Source organism: Arsenophonus apicola (assembly GCF_020268605.1).
Lineage (GTDB): Bacteria > Pseudomonadota > Gammaproteobacteria > Enterobacterales > Enterobacteriaceae > Arsenophonus > Arsenophonus apicola.
Genome location: NZ_CP084222.1, coordinates 2,475,835 through 2,497,295 on the forward strand (window position 1 = coordinate 2,475,835; position 21,461 = coordinate 2,497,295).

Sequence of the window (21,461 nt, forward strand, 5' to 3'; positions counted from 1 at the left end):
AACCTCAAATAATTACTGGTTTGTGTAGTGAATTAATGAGAGAAACCACTGGATATGGCAACTCTCCTTTCGGGTATAAACCTTTGTCTGCACCATCAGGATCACGATAAAGAATACCAATCAAAATAAGGACAGCACTTTTCACACGATTAAAGTCCTGGGAATCCTTTATTTTTACTTCATCGTTATCATTTTTTTGTACCCAATAATCGATAAAATCCAAGATTGCCGCACTAGAACTGGCAATTTTATTTTGCAAATCAGCGTCTAAAACATCATGGTCAATCCTTAAGTGGGATTTAACTTCTGCTAATGTCACAATCTCTATCATGCTCTATCCTTTCCATCACGGCCACGTTTAACAATCAGCGTCCAACCTTTTGAATTATGTTCGCCAGGCTTATCTTTGGTCTGTTCATTGCAATGCCAGAGTGAACCACCCCAAGTAGTCACATCACCTTTTTGATATTCTTTTTCAGAAGAATAGACACCGCAATAAATCATTGTTGGAATAGTATATTCACTGGTATTAACCTGACCGTCAGCCATTTCAGATCGAATAACTAATGTCCTGGCATCTTTCATTTCCCTATTTTCTGCATAATGCCCATTAATTACGCATTCCCAACCATGCATACCGGTTGTTTTCTGAAAAGCTCGCCAGATACCACCACGATGTGTTGCAAATGTCCCACGTGGATAATTTTTTGATTCATCAATATCTGGTAAAATTTCAATATCTAATGCGTCTCTACCATCTTGCCCGTCTTTAGGCTTAGGCATTAATTCAAGTAGTTTTTTAGCGACAATATCCGGATCAGCATCTTCGCCATCTTTTGGTGTGGGTATATCCGCAACATGTTTTTTAACTTCCTCAGTTATCACACTTCTTACATCATCAAGACTGACACTTTTGCCATCTTTCGGTGGAGGTAGTTTACTGATAGCATCAGTAATTAAAGCATCGATATCCGGTATCTTTTGAGCAGGAAGTAATTTAGCTAAATCAGCGATTTTTGTATTTATTAACTGTTCAATATCTCGCAAACTAATTTCTGGTTGCTGTTTTGCTTTTTCTTCTAATAACTGTTTATCGATAGTATTTTGTTTTTGTAGTTCTGAAATTTTTGTTTCAAAACTTTCTTTAATAGCATTTATTTTATTGACGAAATCATTTTCTTGTTTAATCAATTCTTGTTTGATCGTTGCTCCGATCAATTGTAATAACGACATATCTCGTTTATTCATCGTGTGATAATTCCTTTAAGGATTGATTGATATGCCCATTTTTCACTATCTGTTAAATCTTCATTATCATTATTAACTGTTTCCTGAATTGGTGTAGTTTCAGTTGGTTCAATCGGCATATTATCTCGGCGGGAAAGAGCGGATAAACTGTAGTTTTGTTGCTGCAAATATGGCGTTTCTCCTCCTTCCACTGCTAGTAAGTTTTCTTTTTTACGGACTTCATTCGGTGACAACCAACCACCTTTTACACCTTCGTTGTAAGACTTAAATCTGGTTGATGTATCCATCCTCAATAGCGCATCTAGATCAAACTCAATTTTGTGTTTCTCTGGTAGCTCTAATCCTTCGGCTAACAATACTTCGATTGCCTCAATATGTGATTGCAAACACTGTGAATAGTATTGTTGGTCTAATGCTTCAACATTGTTATAAGAAGGAACTTGGCCAAGGCCAATTTTGTACAAAGGTACATGAAATACTGAACAGCATATTTCTGCTGTTAATCCAAGTTGTTCAACTAATTGAGAATCTGCCGGGCTTGCCGATGCTGGATTATATTTTGCACTTTCTGTTAAAACTGCTGTTTTTCCTGCGTTTTCGCCTCCGTAACCACTTTCCCAGGCTTCTTTTATCTCGCGTACTGCATCTTCTGAAAGTTTTCCTGGTATCTCAATAATTCCACCTGGTTTTCCACCGTTAACAAACAAACGGGTAGCATTTTTCATAATTGCCGTACCTTGTGAGGCTGCCATCGCACAAGCATAAATCGGTGGCAATCCGACCAAGGGATGATAAAGACAGTTAAAGCGATCATGAATAATTTCAGTGGCAGGTGCTGTTACTGATTCTTTAATACCAGATACATTATCAACAGATACTTGATAAAATATTTCTCCATCATCACTAACAAGAGGAGTTATTCTGTTTGGGTCAAGAATATGAAGTGAAGAAACTTTTCCTTTTGTATTTCTTCTTTTAAAAACGTAGGTGTTACCACTTGAAAGCTTTGAATTAAGCCAGTTTTCAAAAAATTGATTGCGTGTTTGTAGTGAGTTTGGTTTTTTGATGACAGCGATATTTTTATCATCTGTATCTATCCAAATACCGTTACTATCCCGTTTTTTCAACAGCAATGGCAATTTTGAAATATCAGAAGCAATAAGCGTGATACACGCAAAAATAGGGTGATAAGCGAGTATATCTTCTCTGCTTAGCTCGACATTTTGTTGCCAGGCACCAGCATAAGGCTCTCTAATCGTTAACGGAAACCAGCCGCCCATTCCCAATCTGCTTCCTGAAAATGACCGACGCAAAAATCCGCCTAATTTTTTGAAAACGGGCATAAATTATCCATTTTTAATAAAAAGGCGCATTTAGCGCCTTGTCATTTAGCTTTATTTATTACCAGAAACGTTGACTTATGGTTTAGCGTCTTCTAATGCTTTAACCCGTTCGGTCAATGCTGCAAGCTCAGTTGACAAATCCTTCCCGGGTGCAACGTCCTTACCAGGATCGCCTTTGTCTCCCTTTTCACCTTTTGCACCAGGAGCGCCATCTTTTCCTGCTGGGCCAGTATCACCTTTAGGTCCAGCTGGACCTTGTGGTCCTTGCTCACCAGGATCCCCTTTTTCACCTTTTCCAGTTTCCGCATTGAGTGTTTCAAAGTTATCATTTACTTTGCCAAAAGCATCACGGATTGGGTCTCCTGTGCCATCATCAGGTTTAGCTCCAATATTAATTTTTTTAATATCAGCCATTAGTTAACTCTCCTCTTTGTACTATCCGCCCTAATTTTCGTACTATCGGCGGTTATGACTTTGGGTCAGGATCGGGTTTGCCATCTACTGGGGTTTTGTAATTGACGTCAGAAACGTAGGCAACTGCTTCAGCTCGACGCTTACGCCAGTTGATAAAGCGTTCTGCTCGGATTGCTACACTGTTTGTCTGAAACATTGAAACAAGGGAGGCACCCTTACCGGTTTTGCTATTGTTGGTAGGTTCGCTTTCCATCTCCAACGAGGCTTCACGGCTGGCTTCGATAACTACTTGACCATCGTCAGCCAGGTAAATATCTGAGGCGTTCACTAGAATCAGATTGGTGCCAACATATTGAGAGACAATAGCTGGTAATCCTTGGAAAGTGCCACCTAGCAATGTCAATTCAGGATACATTTTCTGACCAAGTGGATTTTTCATCTTAGATAGTGCTAGTGCTGTCATTGATGACATTAGCCATACACCATTGGTTGGTGAAAGATTTTTCTCAATAAATTTTTCAAAAAGCAATTCAACATCGGCTTCAGGATTACCCGTTGACTTAATTGCAGTGACATCATTTGTGATAGAGGCGGGTGATACACCTGCAACTTCTGCTTTTGTAGGATTAATAAAATCAATATCAATACGTTCAATAATGGCAGCAGCTAAAGCATTTCGTACTAACAGGTCAGCTGAAGGGGTGCTAAATCTAACAAGTTCATCTGTTAATACTGCAATATTAGCGACTTTAGCAAAACCTAACGTAATTGATTTAAAATCGACTTTAGTTAATGGCTTAGGCGATGCTTCACCAACCCAATATCCGTCACCCCCGCTAATCTGGCCAGGAATACGAACATTGAAAGGAACATTAAATAAAGATGGGATAATTCCTGTGCCGAATTGTCCAATGATGGTTTTGGGTCGTAAAAATTCGATGAAATCACCAGCAAAATTTTGATATTCAACTAGCGCACCAGCCCACTCAGGGTTAGTTGTTGTACCTGCACTAACAGCGGCTTTTAAAACATTTTGAATCCTTGGTTGCTCTGGATATTGCGATTTTGCAATTTCAAGCGCTTGAACTACGTTACCTTTAGCAGAAGCTAAACATTTCACATAGCGGGCAAATTCAATACCTGGCGCGAGTTTTTCATCGGCTTTAACAATGCCGGAACGACTACGCGCGGCGTCTAAGATTGATTTTTGAGTATTATCAACTGGTTTTGCAGTTTTAATCTGCGTATCTTGCATTTCACGTAGTCTTGATAAATGTGCATCGACAGATTTAATTTCAGACGTTAAATTGTCGTAGTTTTCTGACTCTTCTTCGTCAAGTGTGCGGCCTTCTTCGGCTGCTTTATTCATAATATCTAAACGCGCTGCATCATTAGCTGCCCGTTTCGCTTCAAATGATTTTATTTGTTCAGCGATAGTCATCTGATTATCCTTTTTAGTTATTGATGCTGAAACGCCAGCTGTAAATGTTTTTGATTTGATTAAAGTTGTTTGCCTTTTGCCGAACGCGGCAGGCGATTTGAATAGTGATTTTACGGTTTGAATGCTACAGTCTGAATTGGCCGGAATTGTCACAGCAGAGAGTTCAAACCACCGCCATTTCGTGAAATGAACTCCGCCGTCGTCGATAAAAGCATATTCAAGTGGTTTAAATCCAATCGAAAGTCCTTTTACCAGACCTGATTTTATCGACTCCCAGGCTTCTTCAAGTCTTGCTGCTAACCGTGATGGTGATGACACTTTGATCAATTTTGCTTTGACTTCAATGCCATTTTTCGTAACTTTTGCCTCTATTACTTCGCCAATCGGTTCATCTTGATTGTGTTGCCACAGAAGAGGGATTGGCAGTGTAAATATTCCACCGTCTGGATTAACGATATCTCCATCAGAGTCAGTCGAGGGTGTAGTCGCTGTACCGTGAATTTCTCGCTTTTCTTCATTAACGGATTTGATCGTCAGCAAACTATAGGAACGTTTTTCTTGCATAACGACTCCATAAAAAAACCCGCTTATGCGGGGTTATTGATTGTGATAAGATGTAATTAGATAAAGTAAACTTTGTATTCTTTTTTGGCAGGTTCTGGATTCAATGCCATCAGTGAAACAGCATTAAACAGCGCCATTAGTGGGTCAATCTTCGATCTGCCACTGGCCTGTTTTGTGATTAATATTGCATTTCCTTTTGGTTCAATGCGGGCATTACTTACACACCAGTTCATAAGGGGTTGTTCAGCGTGAATAAGCACATTTTCCGCTAATTTTCGTTCTGTCGTCTGAATTGCACCACCTAAACGCCAACCTTGTGATATGCCGACAATACTTTCCTGATCAATTCCTCGCTGAACGATTTCATCAAGTAGTCCGCCAATTCCTGCTGGATCGACACCGATTTTATCTAGCAAGCCTAACTGATGAACATGTTCTACAATATTAGCTAGTGCGCGAGTATCATCACCAACGTGTTTTACTAACGTAAAATCACCATCTTTTTCGAAATCAAGCAGTTTAGATGCTTCACTTTTACGTCGTTCAATAACGGAAGTATGTCCCCAGGCATATGACCATGCCATCCATTTGCGGGTTTCTTTGCAACGACCTACAACTGACAATCCCAGCAAGTCATCTAGACCACCACCATCAATCCCAATGGTTACTACCTCAGATCGTTCTAGTAAAGTATCTAGTGTTAATACCCCGTCAGCCTGTTGTGCCCAAAAATCCGCCCCAGCCCAACGATCTGAACGTAATGCCAATCCAATTTCTACATTAGCATGTTTAGCCAAAAACCCACGAAATGATGCTTCGCCACTTTCTTTGGCTTTTCTAAATTCACGAAACAGAAACGATTCATCAACCGAATAACCCAGATTAGGATTAACCATTGCTAGATTTTCAGCTAGTAAATGTTCTCCACTTTTTACCATCTCAGGTGGATGTTCAAAGATGACAGGCAGAAAATGCGGATCGTCAATTTTTCCGTCTCTAACGTCACGCGCATACTGTAATTTCTGTTTAAATACACCTGATGGAGGTTCATTCGATTGTGTTGTAGTGTAAATCACAAATCCTTCAGGACGTGAAGCCAGCCCGCCTATCGCTTCTCGCAACATGTCTTCTGCATTAACTTGTTTACCAAACAACCACAATTCATCAATCAATGTTCCAACAGATTTTATACCTGAAACAGTATTAGGATCTGCGGCAACTACTTTTAGCGTAGTATTAGAGTTACGATGCGTAATCGTTCGAATATGAGTTTGAACTTGAAGTAAATCGTCCAGTTCATCTTCATGCCTAACCATATCTCTTGCAGGATTAAATGCATTATTAGCCACTTCAACTGTCGGCGCAATAATCGTATAACCAGCAGCCTGACGCCAGTTAAGAAGTAATGCTGTCATCATAATGCCAGCTGCTAGCGTTGATTTTGAATTTTTTTTCGGGATTAAAATGAATACTTCAGTTATATGACGACGACCTGTTTTAACATCGTAAGAGCCAAACAAAGCAGCAACCAGATCAAAAACCCACTGAGCGCAGGATTCACCAAATGTTGGACTACCGGGTGCATCAACAATCTTGAGTTGTTTAAAAATATTTAATGCCTGTTCAGCCTGATCAGGATAAATCGGGGGTGGAATAATAGATTGCCCACTCTTTATTCTATCTGCCCAATCATGACAAGCTGTTGACCAATTAACCATAATTATTTCTTATTATTTACAACTAACTTTGGAGTGGGTAAAGGTGAAAATCTGTTTGTATTCTTTGCTTTTTCTGATTTTTCCTGTTTTTTCCCTGACTCTCCCAATTTTTTATATAAATAAGGAGCTAATTTAGCAGCTGCATCTAATGCCAACTTTGGATCACTATTTATATTTTTTAGCATGATGGTTTTCATTACATAAATAGGATCTTCAATATTTTTATCTGTAGAAGTAGTAGTATCAGTTGGATTGATTGCGTCATCTTCTAGCATTCTTAGATATTTAAGTACGCATGGATCACTAGCTAATAAGCTACCTCTCGTTTTTGCAGCTTTTTCACTATAGCCAGCGCAAATTGCAGCTTCTTGCTGATTTTTGCCCGCATAGATTGCTTCAGCAAATTTCTTCTTTTTTGTTGTTAACATATTAATTTCACATAGTTTACATTTTTAATTATGAAATTTTTTCTGTGAATGAGTGGACGTGAGGTTTCGAAAAGTGGGGCGCTTTTCCTTTCTGCCTCCCCCCCTGCTTTGCATAAGGAAAGACGTTACTTAATGTCTTCTTTTGTTTTGTTTTTGTGACATCCATCCTCACCATTGCACAAAATTTGAACGTTATCTATTGTATCTGCGCCGCCTTTAAATAGCGGGATGACATGATCAAGTTCAAACCCTGATGGGTAATCTACAAGACGACCACACACTGCACAGTGTGGGTTATCTTTCCACACTTCAAATCGGCGTTTTTGTAATTGATAACCTGTAATGCGGCGATTACTTATGTGATGAGGTTTGATTGCTGTGGTATTTAATGTCATCACTCTTGGTTTTAACATATTAAGTTTCATATCGGTTCACTTAATCTGCTGACCGACAAATGTAATCTTTTAAATATATATCAGGAGCATCAATTATCATCTCATCGGTTACAATGAAAGATGCAGTAACGCGTGGAATTTGATGCGGTTTACTCTCTACAATCGTCGATTCCAGATTAGCGAGTATCTTTCCCTTAACGGTAAGCGCATAGCCTTTAAACACACCCCTAATAAACAGTTTTGATAATTTTATCGATGTCTCTTTTTCATCGTTTATTTGATTATCTCTCACTTTTTCAAGCGCTGCGCGAACGCCAATATTACTAGCCTCTTGTACTGCCATTTGCAAACTGGCTGGATATGTTTTCTCTTCGTTAATTGACCCCATTTGTTTCATCAAATTAGCAATACGTTCCAAGCGATCTGCTAATTTAATGAAATCACTCTCATCAGCCTTTATTCTTACTATAATTTCTGGTGCATTCTTTTCAGACATAGCTCACCTATTTCAAATTAATGTTTATGTTTAGCTGCACTCTTCGCCCATCGTTTAGCCTGATTGAGACAATCTTCTAGCATCTTGCCTCGTCTGCTTGCTGGCTGTTTGCGGTAGTACCGGATAGCTTCATTTGTTGCTGTTGCTGCTATCGATGAAGAAAAGCCGAGCTTCATTAACTCGGCCTTGACATTGATTTCGATGAATTGTTCGGGGGTCATCCTTCTATCCTCCTGCTACCCCCACCAATTAAATCAAGGGGTATTTGAGATAACTCCATTACTGTTTTTTCAGCTTTTTTAAGAATGGGTAAATCATCTTGACGCTTGCGTAATCTTCTCCCTGCATCAGACGAATCTTCATCAGACGCTTTTCGGGCGGTAGCCACAATGTTTTGTAATTGTTCAATAGTAAAAGCTAATCCTTTATTTTCTTCTAAATCGGTCATGTAGTCATAGACTTTGGCTTGTAACTCATAGCTATAGCTCATTGCCATCAGACAGGCTTCACGCTTAGGGAAGTGATAACAAGGAAGGTCACGACCCGTGCTGTCTTTGTACTGAGCAAAAAATTTTGCTGAGTACTCACCTAACACTTTCGGTACTTTTGTAAGAAAGCTTCGATGTTGTAATTGTCTGTATTTCTCACACGGAAAAGCCAAACCTTGACTTTTTGCTTTTGATTCACGTTCAGCATTAATGTAATCCACCATTTCCAGACTGGTCATTGTTGGCATTTCTGTTACTAAAAAATTGTCATTTTTAGTTGTTACTGCTTTCATCGTACTTTTCCTTATAGAAAATCGAACCTGCTCACACAGAAAAGCCGCCCACAGAAAAAGCACCATTTTTAAACGGCAATTCTCAGGCTCGACTTTCTGTAAGGTTCTGTGTTTGATTAATGCGCGGTGAGGGCGCGTTGAAATAAGAGGACTCCTTAGCGCCAAGGAGTCCCTAATGATTTAAAAAATTTGTTCAAGTATTAAGTTCGGGACAAAATTGTCCTGCGGTGGTTGTAAATAATGATGGATCTTCCCATGGTGTATCAGGGCCAGAACTTGTTGCTATTCATTAAGTCAGTTAACAGGCTATATAACAGAAATAAAAATGAGTTTAGTACTGAAATGACCCAGGTGGTCAACTTGACCTCTTGTAATAAAAACAATGAGTTAAATGGTTTTATTGACACTGTGTTTTGATGTACTGCTGTAAATATTTCGTCTGCTTTTCGTTCTCGACTATCATCTCTCTGAGATGGAAATAATCTTGTCGAGCTGCTGTGCTAAGTTGTGGGGTGGTTTCATCATATCGGCTCTGGGCGGTAGTGGTTTTGGGTGCACGACACACGGCGTTGACGCGCAACCGCTTAGCACCAGCACGAACAGCATCATGCAGCTTAGCAATTTCAGCTTTGGCATTATTGAGTTCCTCGGTGTGTTCAATATCGAGTTGGTGCAAGGCATCTATCTTCTGCTGCTGCAATTTCACGGCTTCGAGTTGAGCCTGATATTGCTGTTTTAGCGTTTGGTAGTTTTGCTTGACGGCTCGGTAACGGCTGTTGAGAAAAACGAGTGATAAAACCAATCCAACAATCATCACTACGATAAATGCGTAAGGTCGCCATAACATATTACACTCTCTATTTCTCGACGGGTCATTAAGCCCCGTGATTGCACTTTAATGTGTCGTTTTTCGCCTTTCACATAAACCCATCGCTTCATCTCATCACATGCGCCTTTTCGGTCATCGGCATTGAGCTTTTTGAGTAACGTCGATTTAGTAAAATTCCCCACACCCACGTTGTAAGCGAATGAGTAAAGGGCTGCCTGAGTCAGTGTATTGATATTGACCTTAATCAACGGGTCAACATAACGCTTAACCGCTTTCAAATCGTCATCAAGCCATTTGTCACATTCGGCTTTGGTGTACGTCCTATTACGCTCAATATCGTTACCCGTGTGCCCGTAGCAAACAGAAAGAATACCGCCACCGTCAAAATAGGGCTTAAGTCTCAACCCTTCGAAATGGGTTATCATGCTTGAGGCCAAAAACAACGCGCTACCGCCTGTCGCCATCAATATTTTTTTCGGTATCTTCATAGTGACGCTCTTTTAACTTGAGCTCCTTCCATTTGTAGTACCAGTTGACTAAGCAGGTCGCAACCGTACAGGTTATCCCTATCAGCGCCACCCATTGGTCAATACTAAAACCCATCAAAGTCGTTAGGATGCCGGACAAATAAGCATTGAGGGTTGAGTGTTTTTCAAACATACGCATATACCCTCCCATTGAGGGTTCCATTGCTTTGAATAATGATGAGATGAAAGATTTCTTTGTGCCGAGACCTAATTTTGCTCAGCATTTAGATTTTCAATTTGGTAAAATTTATCAGCTATTAATTTTGGTTAATGGCTTAGTCACTAAAACTATTGAGGAAACAGAATGTCAAAAATATCAAAAAACTTGCTTGTTGAAATGAACTATACAACTAACATCGCTTCTCCAGAAGCATTACTTAATGAGGTTAACGTGTTAAAGATGATTATTACTCATTTGTTTTATAAACTTCCAGAAACTCAACGTAAAGAAATAGTTAATGAAATATCTGCACATGTTGAAAATAGCGTAGTCAAAAATATGCTCGACAATTTTAAACTCGTTGATAAGTAACTTTACAATTTGTTTTAAAATTAGACGTTGCATTTTTTACATGCGTTAAATCTAAAGCATTTTGAAAAATAGCATCCACACTATCCTCTGATTTAGTACAGCAGTTCACATTATTCATCTTTGTGAACTGTTTTTCCAATTCACCAATTCTACTTTCTAATACTTCTATACGTTCGTTCATACTTTAACCTCATGTTTAACTATTGAACAGGAAACCAACCGCCTTACTCGTTTAGGCTATTGAACTGTCTTTTGCGGTGGCGGGAACGAAAAAACCCACCATCAACAAGGGGTGAAAATTCGTAAGTCGATCTTTTCGTTGATCTTTTTTTGCTCAAGAATATAATAACGACATATAGTATATATTTTGAATACTAAATACTATATATAGGAATCCCTGATAGCGACAACTATCAGGGATAGAAGATAAAACGACAAGGTTTTACATGTGATCACGTATTTAGTTTATTTCACTTTATGATCTGTGTAAAGCCCCACGCTTTCACATGGGGCTATGCACTACTGGCTTATTTACCGTATGGATCGTGCGAACTTACAAAAAGTAATGCGTTGATAAGATATTATTATTTGGTTAATAAGGCAACAAAAAACCCCGCAAATGCGAGGTTCATAAGTTAGCTGACGTTGTTGTCACTCTTATCACAATATCAGTATTTTTACGATCGTAAAGTATTTTTAGGCTATTTTTGCACATCAGGATCCATTTCCAGTTTTATATTCAACATCATCAACATTCCCTCAATCACACCTTCTGCTTTTTGTAATTTTTTCCCTATATGTGTATCTGAGCAATGGTGTTCATAAGCTAATTGGATAAATGTTTTTCCAAACACATAATATTCAAAGAGTAAATCGTGGATATCGCTATTTTTCTGGTTTAACTTAGCCATACAACTTGAAATAATCATGGCATCATCTTCGCAACATTGGGGTCTTGATTTTATTTTTAGCGGAATTAGTCCTTTAAATCCTGTTGCAACAGGTGACCAGTACACATCTTCTCTATTATCGGCGACCCATGCTCCCCAGCGAGCTAATACCTGCTGAATGTCCCGCATTAATTCCCCTCCGGCAGTAAAATATGAATAGAGGCATGGTCTCAATGCCCTGCGTTGAATGTTTAATGGTGGTTTAATGTGTGTGGGCTTTTTCTTCGCCCATCCGAAAGGTAATGCCTGCCTGATACCAATTCGGCAAGAAAAACTCAATGCGCCCTGTAAATCCATCAAGTCGCATCGTTTTCATTCTTTTTAGCTCACGTTTCATTTGACGGTAGATTTCATCCATTTCGCCCACCTTGAGCCTTACAGGGGTATTTGCTAGCATCGCTATTTTGGCAATGGTCATCTCACCATAAGTTATTTCTGCATGCGCGGTAAACTCGTAAGGGTCTTCGCCTAACTTACGATGACAGCCCAGGCAGTGCGAAAAACTATTACAGGGGTGATAACGGGTGGCTTTATGTCGCCTTGATTTGAAGTGTGAGCAGTGTAGTTTAGCGCGTTCATGCTGAAAATGTCGTCCGCAATAATCACATATCCAGTTTGTTCTTTCGCGGACTAATTCAGAGAACACGGCATCGTATTTATCCCTTTTTAGTGCCATTTAATTTTCTTGTTCCTGTTTTAATTTCATATACTCCGAGCTTTCCGGTACCGTCACAAAACAACCTATGCCAATCGCCCAGCATTCCACTTTTTGCATAAAGACATGCATCTCACCCGTATCAAGTTTTGATGTCCTCCTGAGCGCTCTGACACGCTCTGGCTGCTGTGTGGTTACATCAATACGCTCTACCACTTCATAGCCTAAGAATGTATGTTTCAGCATTTCCTTCACCTGCTCTGGAGTGTAATTAGCGTCATTTGCACACAGATATTTACTTATCTCAGATGTCCACAAATGAAAAAGTGCATTTTGCGATAGGCTTCGAGTCTGCTTGAAGGGCTTGATAATAAGTTGATGCGGTTGGTTTGTTGCAAGAACAGCTTTTAAGGTTTGCCAGACGGATTGTTTCGTTGATTCGTGTAAGAGTAATTTGTCTTCCAGATATACCTCCTGTTCTTTTTCATTTCAAGAAAACATGGTTAAACAAGAAAGAAAGGATATATACCATTGTGATAGCTAATGATGTGACTGCCACTATTGATAAGAGCCTCAAAGAAGCAATAAACCACGTACTGTTGTCAATTTTGATAGTCAACATTATCATTGATATCACAACACCTAAAAAACAAAAGATATTCATGCTAATTTTGTAAATAAAGTTAATTATTTCATGCATTACCAGTCTTCCTTAGGCGGCTCAGGTAATGGCATCCAATAATCCGGCTCGAAAGTTAATTTTTCATCTTTATTACAATGATAAATGAAAGTACTATTCTCATTCTCTCGCCAGCCAACTTCAATTTCAAAGTCATCATTACAACGCTTACAAATTAAAACCAGTTCGTCTACTAATGGCAATCGTTCTTCACATTTAATCCACTCCATCATTAATCTCCTTACAGATAAAATTTATCAACTTGATTTGAGCTTGCTTTCCAGCTTTTACATTGATAGCAGTCCAGTAGTAACCTATCTCGCTAAATTGCATTTTGAACATGGACGGCTGGGATAACATTTTCAGGCAATCTTTTTCTGATAGTGCTTTGTCGCTAAAGCGCTGCCAATGCACAGGTTCGCCGCCATCCTTAACAAGGGTTGCTTCAATTTGGTATTTCATTGGGGGTGTCCTGATTATTTGAAGATGTTAAAGCTGAGTTTAATCTCTAGATACATTGTTATTCATCCAAACCTGGTCATAATCACTGTTTGGCATGTTGGCGATGTAATTATAAGGGCTTGTATTTTCTTCTGCTAAAAATTGATGCGCCTGTTTATCCAGATACAATGAGATTTTTCCTTCCCACCCCTCACCATTGCGCTGTTTTTCTAAACACAATATGGAAGCTGGCTCTTTTAGATATTCCTGCTCTTTTTCAGTTAATAGTTGACTGGCTTCTAGCTTCTGTAGCGCTCGCTCTCTGCGTTTATTTCGCCAAATAATGAAAAGGTTATCGGCAAGGTCGGTGATTGAACCTGAGCCTTTTACGTCCATTTTCCCTGTGGGTTTCTCCTCACTTTCCGATTTACGGCTGTGTGTCACTAGAATAACGTGGCATGAGGTTTTGTTTTTAAAATCACATAGTGCATCCATGAAGGCTTTTTGCCCGTTGTAATCATCATCTGCAAGCCCACACTTCATCAGGCTGTCAATGATAAACAGGTTGATACCATATCGGCGGTTAGCATATTTAAATATTTCGAGTAATCGTGATGATTTCGCTGTCCCTGTTAAGCCAAATAACCAGAGCCTATCTTCATAAAACTTAAAAGCGGACTCAATTTCTAATTGTGAGGGTAATTTAGCACATGTCGCCTGACGGGTCAGACGCTTTAAAAACGTTGCGGGTTTTAACTCAAACGAAGCAACACAGGCTCTCATTCCCTGACGCATTGCTTCACACAGAACATGCCCCAAAATTTCACTCTTACCGTGCCCATTGACTCCATTAAGTAGCGTTAACTCAGATTCACGATAACTGAAATGCCGATTTAATGACTCCCAAGGTGTTTTGAACAAATATTCCTCTTTGCCGTAAAATGCATCAAGCGTGCTTTGATAAAAATCTCGCGCTGTGCAGAGTTCTTCTGGGTCAAAATAAGCTGCTGTTTCAAGGCAATGTACAATTTCCTGCTGCGTCATACCAGCCTGTAAACATTCGTTGATGTCCTTGTGGGGCAGTTTAACTAAACGACACCGATATTCTCCTAATCGACGGGCGATTTCCAGGGCTGCCTGTTGTCCCACTTCGTCATTGTCCATCGACAACCAGATTTCAGTAAAGCGGTCAAGGTTGTGAAATTCATATTCAATCCACTGTTGTTTGGCTCCGCAGCCACCGCCAAAAGGAACCGACAATGCACTCAACCCATATTGGTGATAACTCATGCAGTCAATTTCACCCTCGCACAATATGACTGCACGGGTTGCTTTGGGTAGCGCTTGCCAGCCGAACAAACACGGTTCACAATCCGCTTCAACTGAAATAACTTTCTTCCCATCAGGTCTTGCTGTGCTAATACGTTTAACCTGTATCAGCTCGCCATCTCGCTTGTAAGGGAACGCGATAGCGGGTAATTCCCTGTTATCTTCAGGTGACCAGACAATCCCATCACTGACCTGAAATTCTTTCGCCGTTTTTCGGCCTATGCCTCGTGATTGAAGATATTCGTAACAGTCTTGTGGTTTACGGACGGTTTTTTTTAGTGATGCGGGTTGTGGACGTTTAAACTGTTTTTTCCGTTTTGCTTCAAATGTACCCGATTCATCCGCTATCCCTAGAAACTGCTTTGCTTCCGCCATCGCCTGATGCAAACTACAGCCCCTGACCTGAACCCACAAATCGAGTAAATCGCCCCCTGTTCCCTCTGCAAAATCTGACCAGACCTTTTTGCCAGAGAGATTAACTTTTAAACTTTTTCCCTGCTCACCATGCACAGAGCCAGCCACCCACTCGTGCCCCTCTTTTTTGCCTTCAGGTAAAAGATATTTAGCCACTCTGACAACATCAAGCCACAACCTCTCAGATAATTCCGTAATGCTAATCATGCTTCCCTCAGATTAAATTTGTCAAACCCGTATTGTACAATGCCCGCGCTCAGCCAGCCGTGGTTGTACCCACGGATGAGTATTGATTTGATAATTGATTTCATGATGATTTTGTTAGAAAAATACCAAGCCGTTTTTAGCGATGGTCATTGTTGATTGATTGGGTATAGGTTGTCTTTGCTGCTTGCGTTTGCGTGCCGTCTCGTTTTGATAATTCAATTTTGCACTCAGTGCTGAAAACCAGTTTTTAGGTTTTTCTTTGCTGAATTCAACATCGAACCGTTTCAATTCCTGCAATAAATCAATATCTGAAAATATCGACGCCCATTGTTCAAAATCTTTTTGGTTGAGTCGAATCACTTCACCTTCAAACGCATAACGAGATATTTTTTCAATCGATTTTTTTTGAACAGTTTTTTGGGTGTTAAGATCTTTAGATTCTATGTTAGGTTCTACTGATAGATTCTGAGTACCGTTTTTGGGATCCTTCAAAGTACCGTTTTTGGTACTGTTCAAAGTACCGTTTTTGGGATCGTTACCAATTTCGGTACTGTTCCCATTTTGGTACTGTTTATCATCCCGTTTTTGGTACTCTTCTTCGGTTATATTTAACCGTAAAACTTTAACTTGTTTTGTTGCTCCTTTTCTCTCTCCAGTATCGATTATTAACCCTTCAGCTATCATTTGGTTAATTTGTCGGCAAATAGTTTTTCTATCTAACCCAGTATCATTTGATAGCCTCTGAATACTGGGATAGCAACAATGATGTTCATCAGCTCTGTCAGCTAGAGCTAGTAATAACAACTTCTGAGAAGCTTTTAAATTAATTTTCCATACCCAATTTGTTGCTATTCTACTCATACTGATTACCTCTAATGGATTCTTCGCGATGTTTAAGCCTTAAATTTGCATTTTCTAATGCGGCTTTTAGCTTCTTGGCGGCTAACTCTGTGAAAGAGCGATTGACTCTCTCTCTAATAATGTTTTTATGAATATTTGACTGGTAAAATCGGCGTTTATTTGCCATAATGACCTCGCTGAAATTGAAAGAAAAAAGGGAAAACTGGCGTTTCCCTTCTCCTTGAAAGGTAACCCAAACTTAAAGTTGGATATGATGTTTGCAGGCTCCATTGTTTTTTAACTCTGGAGCTTCTTTTTTTGGCAATCTCAAATGTTCCAGCATATCTATCAGCTTGCGTATCTCTTCACCTGAGATATTTGTTATGACTAAATCCTGCTTCGGTGAATCGTACCCTATGCAATCAAGCAGTCTTGCCATCTTAGGAATTATTCCATCCTCTGACTGCCATCTCGTGATTTGAGAAGGATTTATGCCAATAGCGTGAGCAATTCTTATTGCTGAATGTGCCTGAATGCCATTGCGTATTTTGGCTTCAATATTTTTTGCATTTGATTTGCGTGTAATTGTGGTTTCCATGTCTATAATTAATTCCATAAGTTTCAGATAATAGTATTCCCTCCCGATGGGCTGGGAATTTATAAATCTCCCAATTTCAGGGAGGCCAAGTTGTTAAAGAGCGGTGTAAATTAGTTCGATTTTTGCTTGTTACTATTTGATGGAAAAGGTTTTATTTCTATTGCCTCAATTCCATTCTTAGTGAAATTTAAAAAAATTTTCCGATGTTGCTTCAATGCTCTGCTAACGGCTCCTTGGGTAATACCAAGTTCCTTAGCAGTTGTTTCTTGTCCATGTCGGTTTACATAATCCTCAATAGTAATTTTGTTCATCCGAATCTCCTTTTAGATATATTATTACATTCGGTAATAACGCATGTCAATACCGAATGTATTTCTATAATATGATCAACGGTAATAAAATAAGAGCATGAATAAGAAAAAACCTTTGACAAAAGAACAGCTAGATGATGCAAAAAGATTGAAATCAATCTACATGCTAAAAAAAAATGAACTTTGCATCACTCAAGAAGATATAGCAGATCAATTAGGTATTGGTCAGGCTGCGGTTAGTCATTATCTAAATGGTGTAAATCCTTTAAATGCAAAAACTGTAGCTCTATTTGCAAAACTATTAAAAGTAAAACCAAATGAGATCAGCCCATCGATAGCTTTAGAGTTAGAAGAAATAGCAAAATTAATGCTACCAACAGATCATAGTTATATGATACCTGATAATTCATATACCAAATTAACAAAAACAGAAGAAAAGCTTTTAGATATGTTCAATGCATTAACAGAAGATGAACAAAGAAATTATCTAGAAGAAATTGCTGAGACTCGGGCTAATCTTGAACGAATCTATAAAGAAATGAAAGAAAAAGAGAAAAAATCCAAAAGAGCATCGTGATGCATTTTTTAGAAATACAACCATTAAACTTATCTAAACAGGCATGACTATTTAGATTTTTATACAAAAGGACACTCTATGAAGGTTAGTTTTTGGGCTTATTATGCAAAAAATGATATCACTGATATAACAAGTAGAATTAATTTAACTCAGGCGATCAATGACAAAATAATAAATAAAAATTCTCATTCGCTTGAGTCTGGTAGTGACTATATATACTTACATCCTATAAATGCACAAACCTTTTTGTTTACTAAAACAAATGATTCTGAGCTAATAAAAAAAATTAACCAAACAAATAATTCAATTAACGATATCCGCGAAAGTTTAGCTGATGATGAAATACTAGGGTTTTCTTCTTTTGTTTTTATTGAAAATAGCATTTTAGGTTTTGTATCGACAAATTGGAGCCCTAGAACGCGAGAATTTTGTGATTTTATAAAAAGTAAAGAATTGCTACAGCCTAACGAAAGCCTAATAGTTGAGCCTTTAATGCAAGGGATTACTAAAGTTGATGCATTAAATATGAATTTTATCGGCAGAACGACTTTGAGGATTGAATCAGAAAACTCATTAACTAACAACATCCTCAGAAGTATTGGAGCTAAAAATGTAAGTGATGTGCTATTGAATGAAATTGAAATAATCATCAAACCTAAATATCGTAAAAATATTCAAAAATTAACAAAAGAAATTCTAGCAGCTAGCTATGATAAAATTGATGACATAAAAATTAAAGGCAAAGAATCAGCAGCTGATAAACTCACAGAATATTACTTAGATGGTAAAGGTCACATTGGCGCTAAAATAATAAAGAAAAGTTCTAACGCTGACATTGCTGAAGAAATTTTAGCTACGTACATTAGACTTAAACCATCTATACTTGAGTCTTTTAGAAAGATAGAATGTGAATTATAGCCGTATAAATTATATCATAGTGGGAAATATTTAATGAACAAGTTGATAAAAATAGCATCAGCTATAATTCTATTTTCAATCCCATACTTAATTACATTCCCAATTTTTTGTTGGTTTAAATATTCATTAACACCAAATCTATCTTTCTCCCTACACAGGGATGTTCTTGGTGCCACAGTTAGTTCTTATTCAAGCGCTCTTATTGCGGTACTTATAGTTGGACTCACATTTCTATTAGGGATAAAAAATAATAACTTCATTAAATTGCAGCAATACGGATACATGTTACCAATAATAACACTCTATGCTCTTACCTTTGTAGAGTTGGGAATATTGTTTTTTGCGGGTATAATTCTAATATCGAATTTTAAAGAATTACCATTACCATCAATGGCTGCAATCATGGTTGTAACCTCATTTATGCACTTATGTTTATTGATACTTCAGCTGTATAATTTATCAAATAGAAAATAACCCTCCGCCCGAGGGTTTTTATCGCCCTCTCACCACCCTCTACCTCACATACACTCTAATATCAACATAACTAACCCATACCCTAATATTCTCCATAGCTTTACTCTTCTTATTTGTTTTAACCATCTCTTTATATCGCTGACAAAAATAATCCTTTTAAAATCATTCAATAAAAATGAAATAATGAATTTATAATATTTTCGGTATTGACTTTATTTATTACCGAATGTAATATCACCCCATCAACTCACTGCAACAGGCAAACGCCAGACAATACCACGAGTTATCTGAAACTTTGCCAAACGTTGCTAAGTAGCCAGCCCGAGGCATATGAACATGAAGGCAAGTGTAGTTCATCAGTACCTAAGTCATTCGCTCTTTAACATATTGGAATCACCGCTCTGAATAAGCGTTAGAGCAACCCCACCAAGTGAGTTTTGGGGTGTGTGAATATAACAGAACAGTCAAATCTCGTTTTTACATCAGGGAATAAACAGACTGTGAGTAAAAACCGTAAGCATCCCGGCACACACCACTAAAACTTATTTAGGAGAAACAAAATGGCAACCATTATCTTTAAACCTAAAAAAGACAATGCTAAATCCCGTCGCCTGGCAAAACAAATGGCATTCTGGGATAGAAAACGCGCTGAATACGAAGCGAAACCTAAGCCACGTTCTACAGAGCAAATCCTTGATTCCATATTCAACAAGCAGGATGACACCGTTAATACCATTGCATCACTCACTCTCAATCTAAAAGACAGAAAGCCTCAGCCTTCATTTGATAACTGTTGTTTACCGAATACTTATCTTTATCATACAAATAAGGCATCAAAAAACTTATTGAAAATACTCGCCGCACGTGCAAAATGAAATTTAAGTCATCGGAAAGCGGACGATAAAATCAATGAATTACATTGTAAAGTGTCCAATATGTGGAAAAAAGTTCAATGTTAAAAATCCATCAAAACATATCAATGCTTATCACCCTGATGCATCTGAGCAAGATTTAATAGCAATTAGAGATGCTCGTAGAAGTTTGCTAGGAAAACCGATTAAAACTCATCATAAGACTAAACATTATCTTTTAAAAAACATCACAAAGCATGATGGTAAAAAGCCTTTTAGTGGTGGACTTCCATCACTTGGAAAAAAAAGATGATTTGATAGTCTTTGCAGCAATCTTATCCTACACTTAATCCATAAGTTTTAGATAATAATATTCCCTCCCGATGGGCTGGGAATGTAAAATCTCCCAATTTCAGGGAGGCCAGGTTGTTAAAGAGCGGTGTAAATTAGTTCGTTTTTTGCTTGATATTGCTTGACGGAAAAGGTTTTACTTCCTCAGCTTCAATTTTCCCGTCATCATGGATAAGAACAGTAATTCTTCTTCTCATACGGAGCGCTTTACTTATACCACTTTGGTATAAACCTAGCGCTTTAGCTGTTTTTCCTTGTCCATGCAGTTTTACATATTCAAGTAAAGATAATCGTTTCATTAAAATCTCCCTTGGCTTGCTTTTATTATCACTTGAAGAGATTTTATTGTCAACACCGCTAAAGGTTTGAAGTTATTCCTCTAGGTGATAAAATTATTTACATGAAAAAGAAACCATTAAATCAAGAACAGCTAGCTGACGCTAAGCGATTAAAAGCGCTATTTAATGCGAAAAAGAAGGAATTAGGTTTATCTCAGGCCGTAGTTGCTGATCACCTTGGAATTGTACAAAGTGCAGTAAATTCTTTGCTAAATGGTGTTAATGCACTTAATGCACGCAACGCTGTTGCTCTTGCAAAATTATTAAGGGTGTCTGTAAATGACTTTAGTCCATCTATTGCAAAAGAAATAGCGATGATGTATCAAACTGTGGATGTAAATGATCCAAACATGAATTTAGTCCATGATTTATCGCAACAAGAAAAAAATTTATTGCAAATGTTTAATGAGTTACCACAAAAAGAAAAAGATAAATTTATAAGTCAAATTAATTCGAGAAAAAACGAACTTGATCAGCTTTATGAAGAAATGAAAGCCGTTAAAGAAAAGAAAGCTTGTTAATTTTTTATCCCTCCAATTTATATATTTTATTATCTTAAAATCAATAAATTAGGTTTCTTCTGCATAAATAAATCTCTTGCGGTGTTGACTTTTAAATCTTAAAAAGTGATACTTATCTCCATCAACTCACTGCAACAGGCAAAAGCCAGACAATACTCCGAGTTATCTGAAACTTTGCCAGACGTTGCTAAGTAGCCAGCCTGAGGCGTACGAACATGAAGGCAAGTGACGACAGTTAAGCAATACCGCTCTTTAACATCCTTTCGCTGAAAAAGCGAACCACAAAACACC

General features: G+C 38.2%; 34 protein-coding genes and 1 pseudogene. 9 read left to right on the forward strand and 26 right to left on the reverse strand.

Going from position 1 to position 21,461, the window contains the following annotated elements; all coding sequences use genetic code 11:
* Positions 1–4: 4 nt before the first annotated feature.
* The 14 genes from LDL57_RS11740 to LDL57_RS11805 all read right to left on the reverse strand — a co-directional run bounded on the left by LDL57_RS11740 (position 5) and on the right by LDL57_RS11805 (position 10,323).
* Positions 5–331 (reverse strand): head-tail connector protein, encoded by a 327-nt coding sequence (locus tag LDL57_RS11740; protein ID WP_225505730.1) that lies wholly within the window; start codon positions 329–331, stop codon positions 5–7.
* Positions 328–1,248 carry a hypothetical protein gene (locus LDL57_RS11745; protein ID WP_225505732.1) on the reverse strand — a complete coding sequence of 307 codons (921 nt, stop codon included), beginning with the start codon at positions 1,246–1,248 and terminating at the stop codon, positions 328–330. Before LDL57_RS11745 ends, LDL57_RS11740 begins: the two co-directional genes overlap by 4 nt.
* Positions 1,245–2,591 carry a phage portal protein gene (locus tag LDL57_RS11750; protein WP_225505733.1) on the reverse strand — a complete coding sequence of 449 codons (1,347 nt, stop codon included), beginning with the start codon at positions 2,589–2,591 and terminating at the stop codon, positions 1,245–1,247. Before LDL57_RS11750 ends, LDL57_RS11745 begins: the two co-directional genes overlap by 4 nt.
* A 75-nt stretch (positions 2,592–2,666) precedes the next feature.
* Positions 2,667–3,005 carry a hypothetical protein gene (locus tag LDL57_RS17975; RefSeq protein WP_310740124.1) on the reverse strand — a complete coding sequence of 113 codons (339 nt, stop codon included), beginning with the start codon at positions 3,003–3,005 and terminating at the stop codon, positions 2,667–2,669.
* Between the two features lie 52 nt (positions 3,006–3,057).
* On the reverse strand, positions 3,058–5,010 hold the full coding sequence (locus LDL57_RS11760) for a phage major capsid protein (protein ID WP_225505734.1): 1,953 nt from the start codon (positions 5,008–5,010) through the stop codon (positions 3,058–3,060).
* Between the two features lie 56 nt (positions 5,011–5,066).
* Positions 5,067–6,731 (reverse strand): terminase large subunit, encoded by a 1,665-nt coding sequence (locus LDL57_RS11765; RefSeq protein WP_225507522.1) that lies wholly within the window; start codon positions 6,729–6,731, stop codon positions 5,067–5,069.
* Complete coding sequence (locus LDL57_RS11770) at positions 6,731–7,156, reverse strand: terminase small subunit (RefSeq protein WP_225505736.1); 426 nt, start codon at positions 7,154–7,156, stop codon at positions 6,731–6,733. Before LDL57_RS11770 ends, LDL57_RS11765 begins: the two co-directional genes overlap by 1 nt.
* A gap of 125 nt (positions 7,157–7,281) precedes the next feature.
* On the reverse strand, positions 7,282–7,581 hold the full coding sequence (locus LDL57_RS11775; RefSeq protein ID WP_225505738.1) for an HNH endonuclease: 300 nt from the start codon (positions 7,579–7,581) through the stop codon (positions 7,282–7,284).
* A 10-nt stretch (positions 7,582–7,591) separates the two neighbouring features.
* Positions 7,592–8,047, reverse strand: coding sequence for a hypothetical protein (locus LDL57_RS11780; RefSeq protein WP_225505740.1), 456 nt, complete (start codon positions 8,045–8,047; stop codon positions 7,592–7,594).
* Positions 8,048–8,064: 17 nt separating this feature from the next.
* Positions 8,065–8,268 (reverse strand): hypothetical protein, encoded by a 204-nt coding sequence (locus tag LDL57_RS11785; protein WP_225505742.1) that lies wholly within the window; start codon positions 8,266–8,268, stop codon positions 8,065–8,067.
* A complete protein-coding gene (locus LDL57_RS11790) occupies positions 8,265–8,828 on the reverse strand; it encodes a Rha family transcriptional regulator (RefSeq protein WP_225505744.1) in 564 nt (187 codons plus the stop codon). Before LDL57_RS11790 ends, LDL57_RS11785 begins: the two co-directional genes overlap by 4 nt.
* 397 nt (positions 8,829–9,225) lie before the next feature.
* Positions 9,226–9,675: a lysis protein gene (locus LDL57_RS11795; protein WP_225505746.1), complete on the reverse strand. Its 450-nt coding sequence runs from the start codon at positions 9,673–9,675 to the stop codon at positions 9,226–9,228.
* On the reverse strand, positions 9,645–10,145 hold the full coding sequence (locus LDL57_RS11800; RefSeq protein ID WP_225505748.1) for a lysozyme: 501 nt from the start codon (positions 10,143–10,145) through the stop codon (positions 9,645–9,647). Before LDL57_RS11800 ends, LDL57_RS11795 begins: the two co-directional genes overlap by 31 nt.
* Positions 10,105–10,323 (reverse strand): phage holin family protein, encoded by a 219-nt coding sequence (locus tag LDL57_RS11805; RefSeq protein WP_225505750.1) that lies wholly within the window; start codon positions 10,321–10,323, stop codon positions 10,105–10,107. The genes LDL57_RS11800 and LDL57_RS11805 overlap by 41 nt, the downstream gene beginning before the upstream one ends.
* 165 nt (positions 10,324–10,488) lie before the next feature.
* On the opposite strand from LDL57_RS11805, the gene LDL57_RS11810 reads away from it, so the two are divergent.
* Positions 10,489–10,716: a hypothetical protein gene (locus tag LDL57_RS11810; protein ID WP_225505752.1), complete on the forward strand. Its 228-nt coding sequence runs from the start codon at positions 10,489–10,491 to the stop codon at positions 10,714–10,716.
* Here LDL57_RS11810 and LDL57_RS11815 read toward each other — a convergent pair.
* From LDL57_RS11815 to LDL57_RS11830, 4 genes are all read right to left on the reverse strand, one after another.
* Complete coding sequence (locus LDL57_RS11815; protein ID WP_225505754.1) at positions 10,697–10,897, reverse strand: hypothetical protein; 201 nt, start codon at positions 10,895–10,897, stop codon at positions 10,697–10,699. The two genes, LDL57_RS11810 and LDL57_RS11815, sit on opposite strands and share 20 nt — an antisense overlap.
* Before the next feature lie 520 nt (positions 10,898–11,417).
* Positions 11,418–11,795: an antiterminator Q family protein gene (locus tag LDL57_RS11820; protein WP_225505756.1), complete on the reverse strand. Its 378-nt coding sequence runs from the start codon at positions 11,793–11,795 to the stop codon at positions 11,418–11,420.
* 73 nt (positions 11,796–11,868) lie between these two features.
* Positions 11,869–12,342, reverse strand: a complete 474-nt coding sequence (locus tag LDL57_RS11825) for a hypothetical protein (protein ID WP_225505758.1) — start codon at positions 12,340–12,342, stop codon at positions 11,869–11,871.
* Positions 12,343–12,786, reverse strand: coding sequence for a recombination protein NinB (locus LDL57_RS11830; RefSeq protein ID WP_225507524.1), 444 nt, complete (start codon positions 12,784–12,786; stop codon positions 12,343–12,345).
* Here LDL57_RS11830 and LDL57_RS11835 point away from each other — a divergent pair.
* Complete coding sequence (locus LDL57_RS11835; RefSeq protein WP_225505767.1) at positions 12,714–12,998, forward strand: hypothetical protein; 285 nt, start codon at positions 12,714–12,716, stop codon at positions 12,996–12,998. The genes LDL57_RS11830 and LDL57_RS11835 overlap by 73 nt on opposite strands.
* A gap of 22 nt (positions 12,999–13,020) precedes the next feature.
* Here LDL57_RS11835 and LDL57_RS11840 read toward each other — a convergent pair whose 3' ends face one another.
* From LDL57_RS11840 to LDL57_RS11870, 7 genes are all read right to left on the reverse strand, one after another.
* Entirely contained in the window at positions 13,021–13,233 is a 213-nt protein-coding gene (locus LDL57_RS11840; RefSeq protein WP_225505427.1) for a DUF551 domain-containing protein, read from the reverse strand.
* Positions 13,217–13,462 (reverse strand): DUF1187 family protein, encoded by a 246-nt coding sequence (locus LDL57_RS11845; protein ID WP_225505769.1) that lies wholly within the window; start codon positions 13,460–13,462, stop codon positions 13,217–13,219. Before LDL57_RS11845 ends, LDL57_RS11840 begins: the two co-directional genes overlap by 17 nt.
* A 39-nt stretch (positions 13,463–13,501) precedes the next feature.
* Positions 13,502–15,391 (reverse strand): bifunctional DNA primase/helicase, encoded by a 1,890-nt coding sequence (locus LDL57_RS11850; protein WP_370520673.1) that lies wholly within the window; start codon positions 15,389–15,391, stop codon positions 13,502–13,504.
* Positions 15,392–15,505: 114 nt separating this feature from the next.
* A complete protein-coding gene (locus LDL57_RS11855) occupies positions 15,506–16,252 on the reverse strand; it encodes a helix-turn-helix domain-containing protein (RefSeq protein ID WP_225505771.1) in 747 nt (248 codons plus the stop codon).
* Positions 16,245–16,418, reverse strand: a complete 174-nt coding sequence (locus LDL57_RS11860) for a hypothetical protein (RefSeq protein ID WP_225505773.1) — start codon at positions 16,416–16,418, stop codon at positions 16,245–16,247. The genes LDL57_RS11855 and LDL57_RS11860 overlap by 8 nt, the downstream gene beginning before the upstream one ends.
* 72 nt (positions 16,419–16,490) lie before the next feature.
* On the reverse strand, positions 16,491–16,829 hold the full coding sequence (locus LDL57_RS11865) for a CII family transcriptional regulator (RefSeq protein WP_225505775.1): 339 nt from the start codon (positions 16,827–16,829) through the stop codon (positions 16,491–16,493).
* A gap of 110 nt (positions 16,830–16,939) precedes the next feature.
* Positions 16,940–17,140, reverse strand: a complete 201-nt coding sequence (locus LDL57_RS11870; protein ID WP_225505778.1) for a Cro/CI family transcriptional regulator — start codon at positions 17,138–17,140, stop codon at positions 16,940–16,942.
* A 97-nt stretch (positions 17,141–17,237) separates the two neighbouring features.
* Between LDL57_RS11870 and LDL57_RS11875 the strand changes: the two genes are divergently transcribed.
* The 5 genes from LDL57_RS11875 to LDL57_RS11895 all read left to right on the forward strand — a co-directional run bounded on the left by LDL57_RS11875 (position 17,238) and on the right by LDL57_RS11895 (position 20,273).
* Positions 17,238–17,717 carry a helix-turn-helix domain-containing protein gene (locus tag LDL57_RS11875; protein ID WP_225505779.1) on the forward strand — a complete coding sequence of 160 codons (480 nt, stop codon included), beginning with the start codon at positions 17,238–17,240 and terminating at the stop codon, positions 17,715–17,717.
* 78 nt (positions 17,718–17,795) lie between these two features.
* Positions 17,796–18,635, forward strand: coding sequence for a RexA family antiphage protein (locus LDL57_RS11880; protein ID WP_225505781.1), 840 nt, complete (start codon positions 17,796–17,798; stop codon positions 18,633–18,635).
* A gap of 33 nt (positions 18,636–18,668) precedes the next feature.
* The gene (locus tag LDL57_RS11885) at positions 18,669–19,109 is read left to right on the forward strand and encodes a biopolymer transporter ExbB (protein WP_225505783.1); all 441 of its coding nucleotides are present in this window, start codon (positions 18,669–18,671) and stop codon (positions 19,107–19,109) included.
* A 560-nt stretch (positions 19,110–19,669) separates the two neighbouring features.
* Positions 19,670–19,984, forward strand: a complete 315-nt coding sequence (locus tag LDL57_RS11890) for a hypothetical protein (RefSeq protein ID WP_225505791.1) — start codon at positions 19,670–19,672, stop codon at positions 19,982–19,984.
* A gap of 34 nt (positions 19,985–20,018) precedes the next feature.
* The gene (locus LDL57_RS11895; protein ID WP_225505793.1) at positions 20,019–20,273 is read left to right on the forward strand and encodes a hypothetical protein; all 255 of its coding nucleotides are present in this window, start codon (positions 20,019–20,021) and stop codon (positions 20,271–20,273) included.
* Between the two features lie 133 nt (positions 20,274–20,406).
* Here LDL57_RS11895 and LDL57_RS11900 read toward each other — a convergent pair whose 3' ends face one another.
* Positions 20,407–20,610: a Cro/CI family transcriptional regulator gene (locus LDL57_RS11900; RefSeq protein WP_225505795.1), complete on the reverse strand. Its 204-nt coding sequence runs from the start codon at positions 20,608–20,610 to the stop codon at positions 20,407–20,409.
* Between the two features lie 101 nt (positions 20,611–20,711).
* On the opposite strand from LDL57_RS11900, the pseudogene LDL57_RS11905 reads away from it, so the two are divergent.
* Positions 20,712–20,987, forward strand: a pseudogene (locus tag LDL57_RS11905) (helix-turn-helix domain-containing protein); the annotation flags it as partial.
* Positions 20,988–21,047: 60 nt separating this feature from the next.
* Positions 21,048–21,170 (forward strand): hypothetical protein, encoded by a 123-nt coding sequence (locus LDL57_RS18360; protein ID WP_510516330.1) that lies wholly within the window; start codon positions 21,048–21,050, stop codon positions 21,168–21,170.
* Positions 21,171–21,461: the final 291 nt, after the last annotated feature.

Coding starts and splice junctions, on each gene's coding strand:
- LDL57_RS11885 (WP_225505783.1), top strand. CDS start 18,669: ATGAACAAGTTGATAAAAATAGCATCAGCTATAATTCTATTTTCAATC.
- LDL57_RS11825 (WP_225505758.1), bottom strand. CDS start 12,342: ATGGCACTAAAAAGGGATAAATACGATGCCGTGTTCTCTGAATTAGTC.
- LDL57_RS11875 (WP_225505779.1), top strand. CDS start 17,238: ATGAATAAGAAAAAACCTTTGACAAAAGAACAGCTAGATGATGCAAAA.
- LDL57_RS18360 (WP_510516330.1), top strand. CDS start 21,048: ATGTTTAATGAGTTACCACAAAAAGAAAAAGATAAATTTATAAGTCAA.
- LDL57_RS11895 (WP_225505793.1), top strand. CDS start 20,019: ATGAATTACATTGTAAAGTGTCCAATATGTGGAAAAAAGTTCAATGTT.
- LDL57_RS11785 (WP_225505742.1), bottom strand. CDS start 8,268: ATGACCCCCGAACAATTCATCGAAATCAATGTCAAGGCCGAGTTAATG.
- LDL57_RS11800 (WP_225505748.1), bottom strand. CDS start 10,145: ATGAAGATACCGAAAAAAATATTGATGGCGACAGGCGGTAGCGCGTTG.
- LDL57_RS11750 (WP_225505733.1), bottom strand. CDS start 2,591: ATGCCCGTTTTCAAAAAATTAGGCGGATTTTTGCGTCGGTCATTTTCA.
- LDL57_RS11770 (WP_225505736.1), bottom strand. CDS start 7,156: ATGTTAACAACAAAAAAGAAGAAATTTGCTGAAGCAATCTATGCGGGC.
- LDL57_RS11860 (WP_225505773.1), bottom strand. CDS start 16,418: ATGGCAAATAAACGCCGATTTTACCAGTCAAATATTCATAAAAACATT.
- LDL57_RS11795 (WP_225505746.1), bottom strand. CDS start 9,675: ATGTTATGGCGACCTTACGCATTTATCGTAGTGATGATTGTTGGATTG.
- LDL57_RS11820 (WP_225505756.1), bottom strand. CDS start 11,795: ATGCGGGACATTCAGCAGGTATTAGCTCGCTGGGGAGCATGGGTCGCC.
- LDL57_RS11850 (WP_370520673.1), bottom strand. CDS start 15,391: ATGATTAGCATTACGGAATTATCTGAGAGGTTGTGGCTTGATGTTGTC.
- LDL57_RS11890 (WP_225505791.1), top strand. CDS start 19,670: ATGGCAACCATTATCTTTAAACCTAAAAAAGACAATGCTAAATCCCGT.
- LDL57_RS11790 (WP_225505744.1), bottom strand. CDS start 8,828: ATGAAAGCAGTAACAACTAAAAATGACAATTTTTTAGTAACAGAAATG.
- LDL57_RS11745 (WP_225505732.1), bottom strand. CDS start 1,248: ATGAATAAACGAGATATGTCGTTATTACAATTGATCGGAGCAACGATC.
- LDL57_RS11740 (WP_225505730.1), bottom strand. CDS start 331: ATGATAGAGATTGTGACATTAGCAGAAGTTAAATCCCACTTAAGGATT.
- LDL57_RS11880 (WP_225505781.1), top strand. CDS start 17,796: ATGAAGGTTAGTTTTTGGGCTTATTATGCAAAAAATGATATCACTGAT.
- LDL57_RS11805 (WP_225505750.1), bottom strand. CDS start 10,323: ATGCGTATGTTTGAAAAACACTCAACCCTCAATGCTTATTTGTCCGGC.
- LDL57_RS11760 (WP_225505734.1), bottom strand. CDS start 5,010: ATGCAAGAAAAACGTTCCTATAGTTTGCTGACGATCAAATCCGTTAAT.
- LDL57_RS11815 (WP_225505754.1), bottom strand. CDS start 10,897: ATGAACGAACGTATAGAAGTATTAGAAAGTAGAATTGGTGAATTGGAA.
- LDL57_RS11900 (WP_225505795.1), bottom strand. CDS start 20,610: ATGAAACGATTATCTTTACTTGAATATGTAAAACTGCATGGACAAGGA.
- LDL57_RS11840 (WP_225505427.1), bottom strand. CDS start 13,233: ATGATGGAGTGGATTAAATGTGAAGAACGATTGCCATTAGTAGACGAA.
- LDL57_RS11870 (WP_225505778.1), bottom strand. CDS start 17,140: ATGAACAAAATTACTATTGAGGATTATGTAAACCGACATGGACAAGAA.
- LDL57_RS11855 (WP_225505771.1), bottom strand. CDS start 16,252: ATGAGTAGAATAGCAACAAATTGGGTATGGAAAATTAATTTAAAAGCT.
- LDL57_RS17975 (WP_310740124.1), bottom strand. CDS start 3,005: ATGGCTGATATTAAAAAAATTAATATTGGAGCTAAACCTGATGATGGC.
- LDL57_RS11810 (WP_225505752.1), top strand. CDS start 10,489: ATGTCAAAAATATCAAAAAACTTGCTTGTTGAAATGAACTATACAACT.
- LDL57_RS11780 (WP_225505740.1), bottom strand. CDS start 8,047: ATGTCTGAAAAGAATGCACCAGAAATTATAGTAAGAATAAAGGCTGAT.
- LDL57_RS11865 (WP_225505775.1), bottom strand. CDS start 16,829: ATGGAAACCACAATTACACGCAAATCAAATGCAAAAAATATTGAAGCC.
- LDL57_RS11775 (WP_225505738.1), bottom strand. CDS start 7,581: ATGAAACTTAATATGTTAAAACCAAGAGTGATGACATTAAATACCACA.
- LDL57_RS11845 (WP_225505769.1), bottom strand. CDS start 13,462: ATGAAATACCAAATTGAAGCAACCCTTGTTAAGGATGGCGGCGAACCT.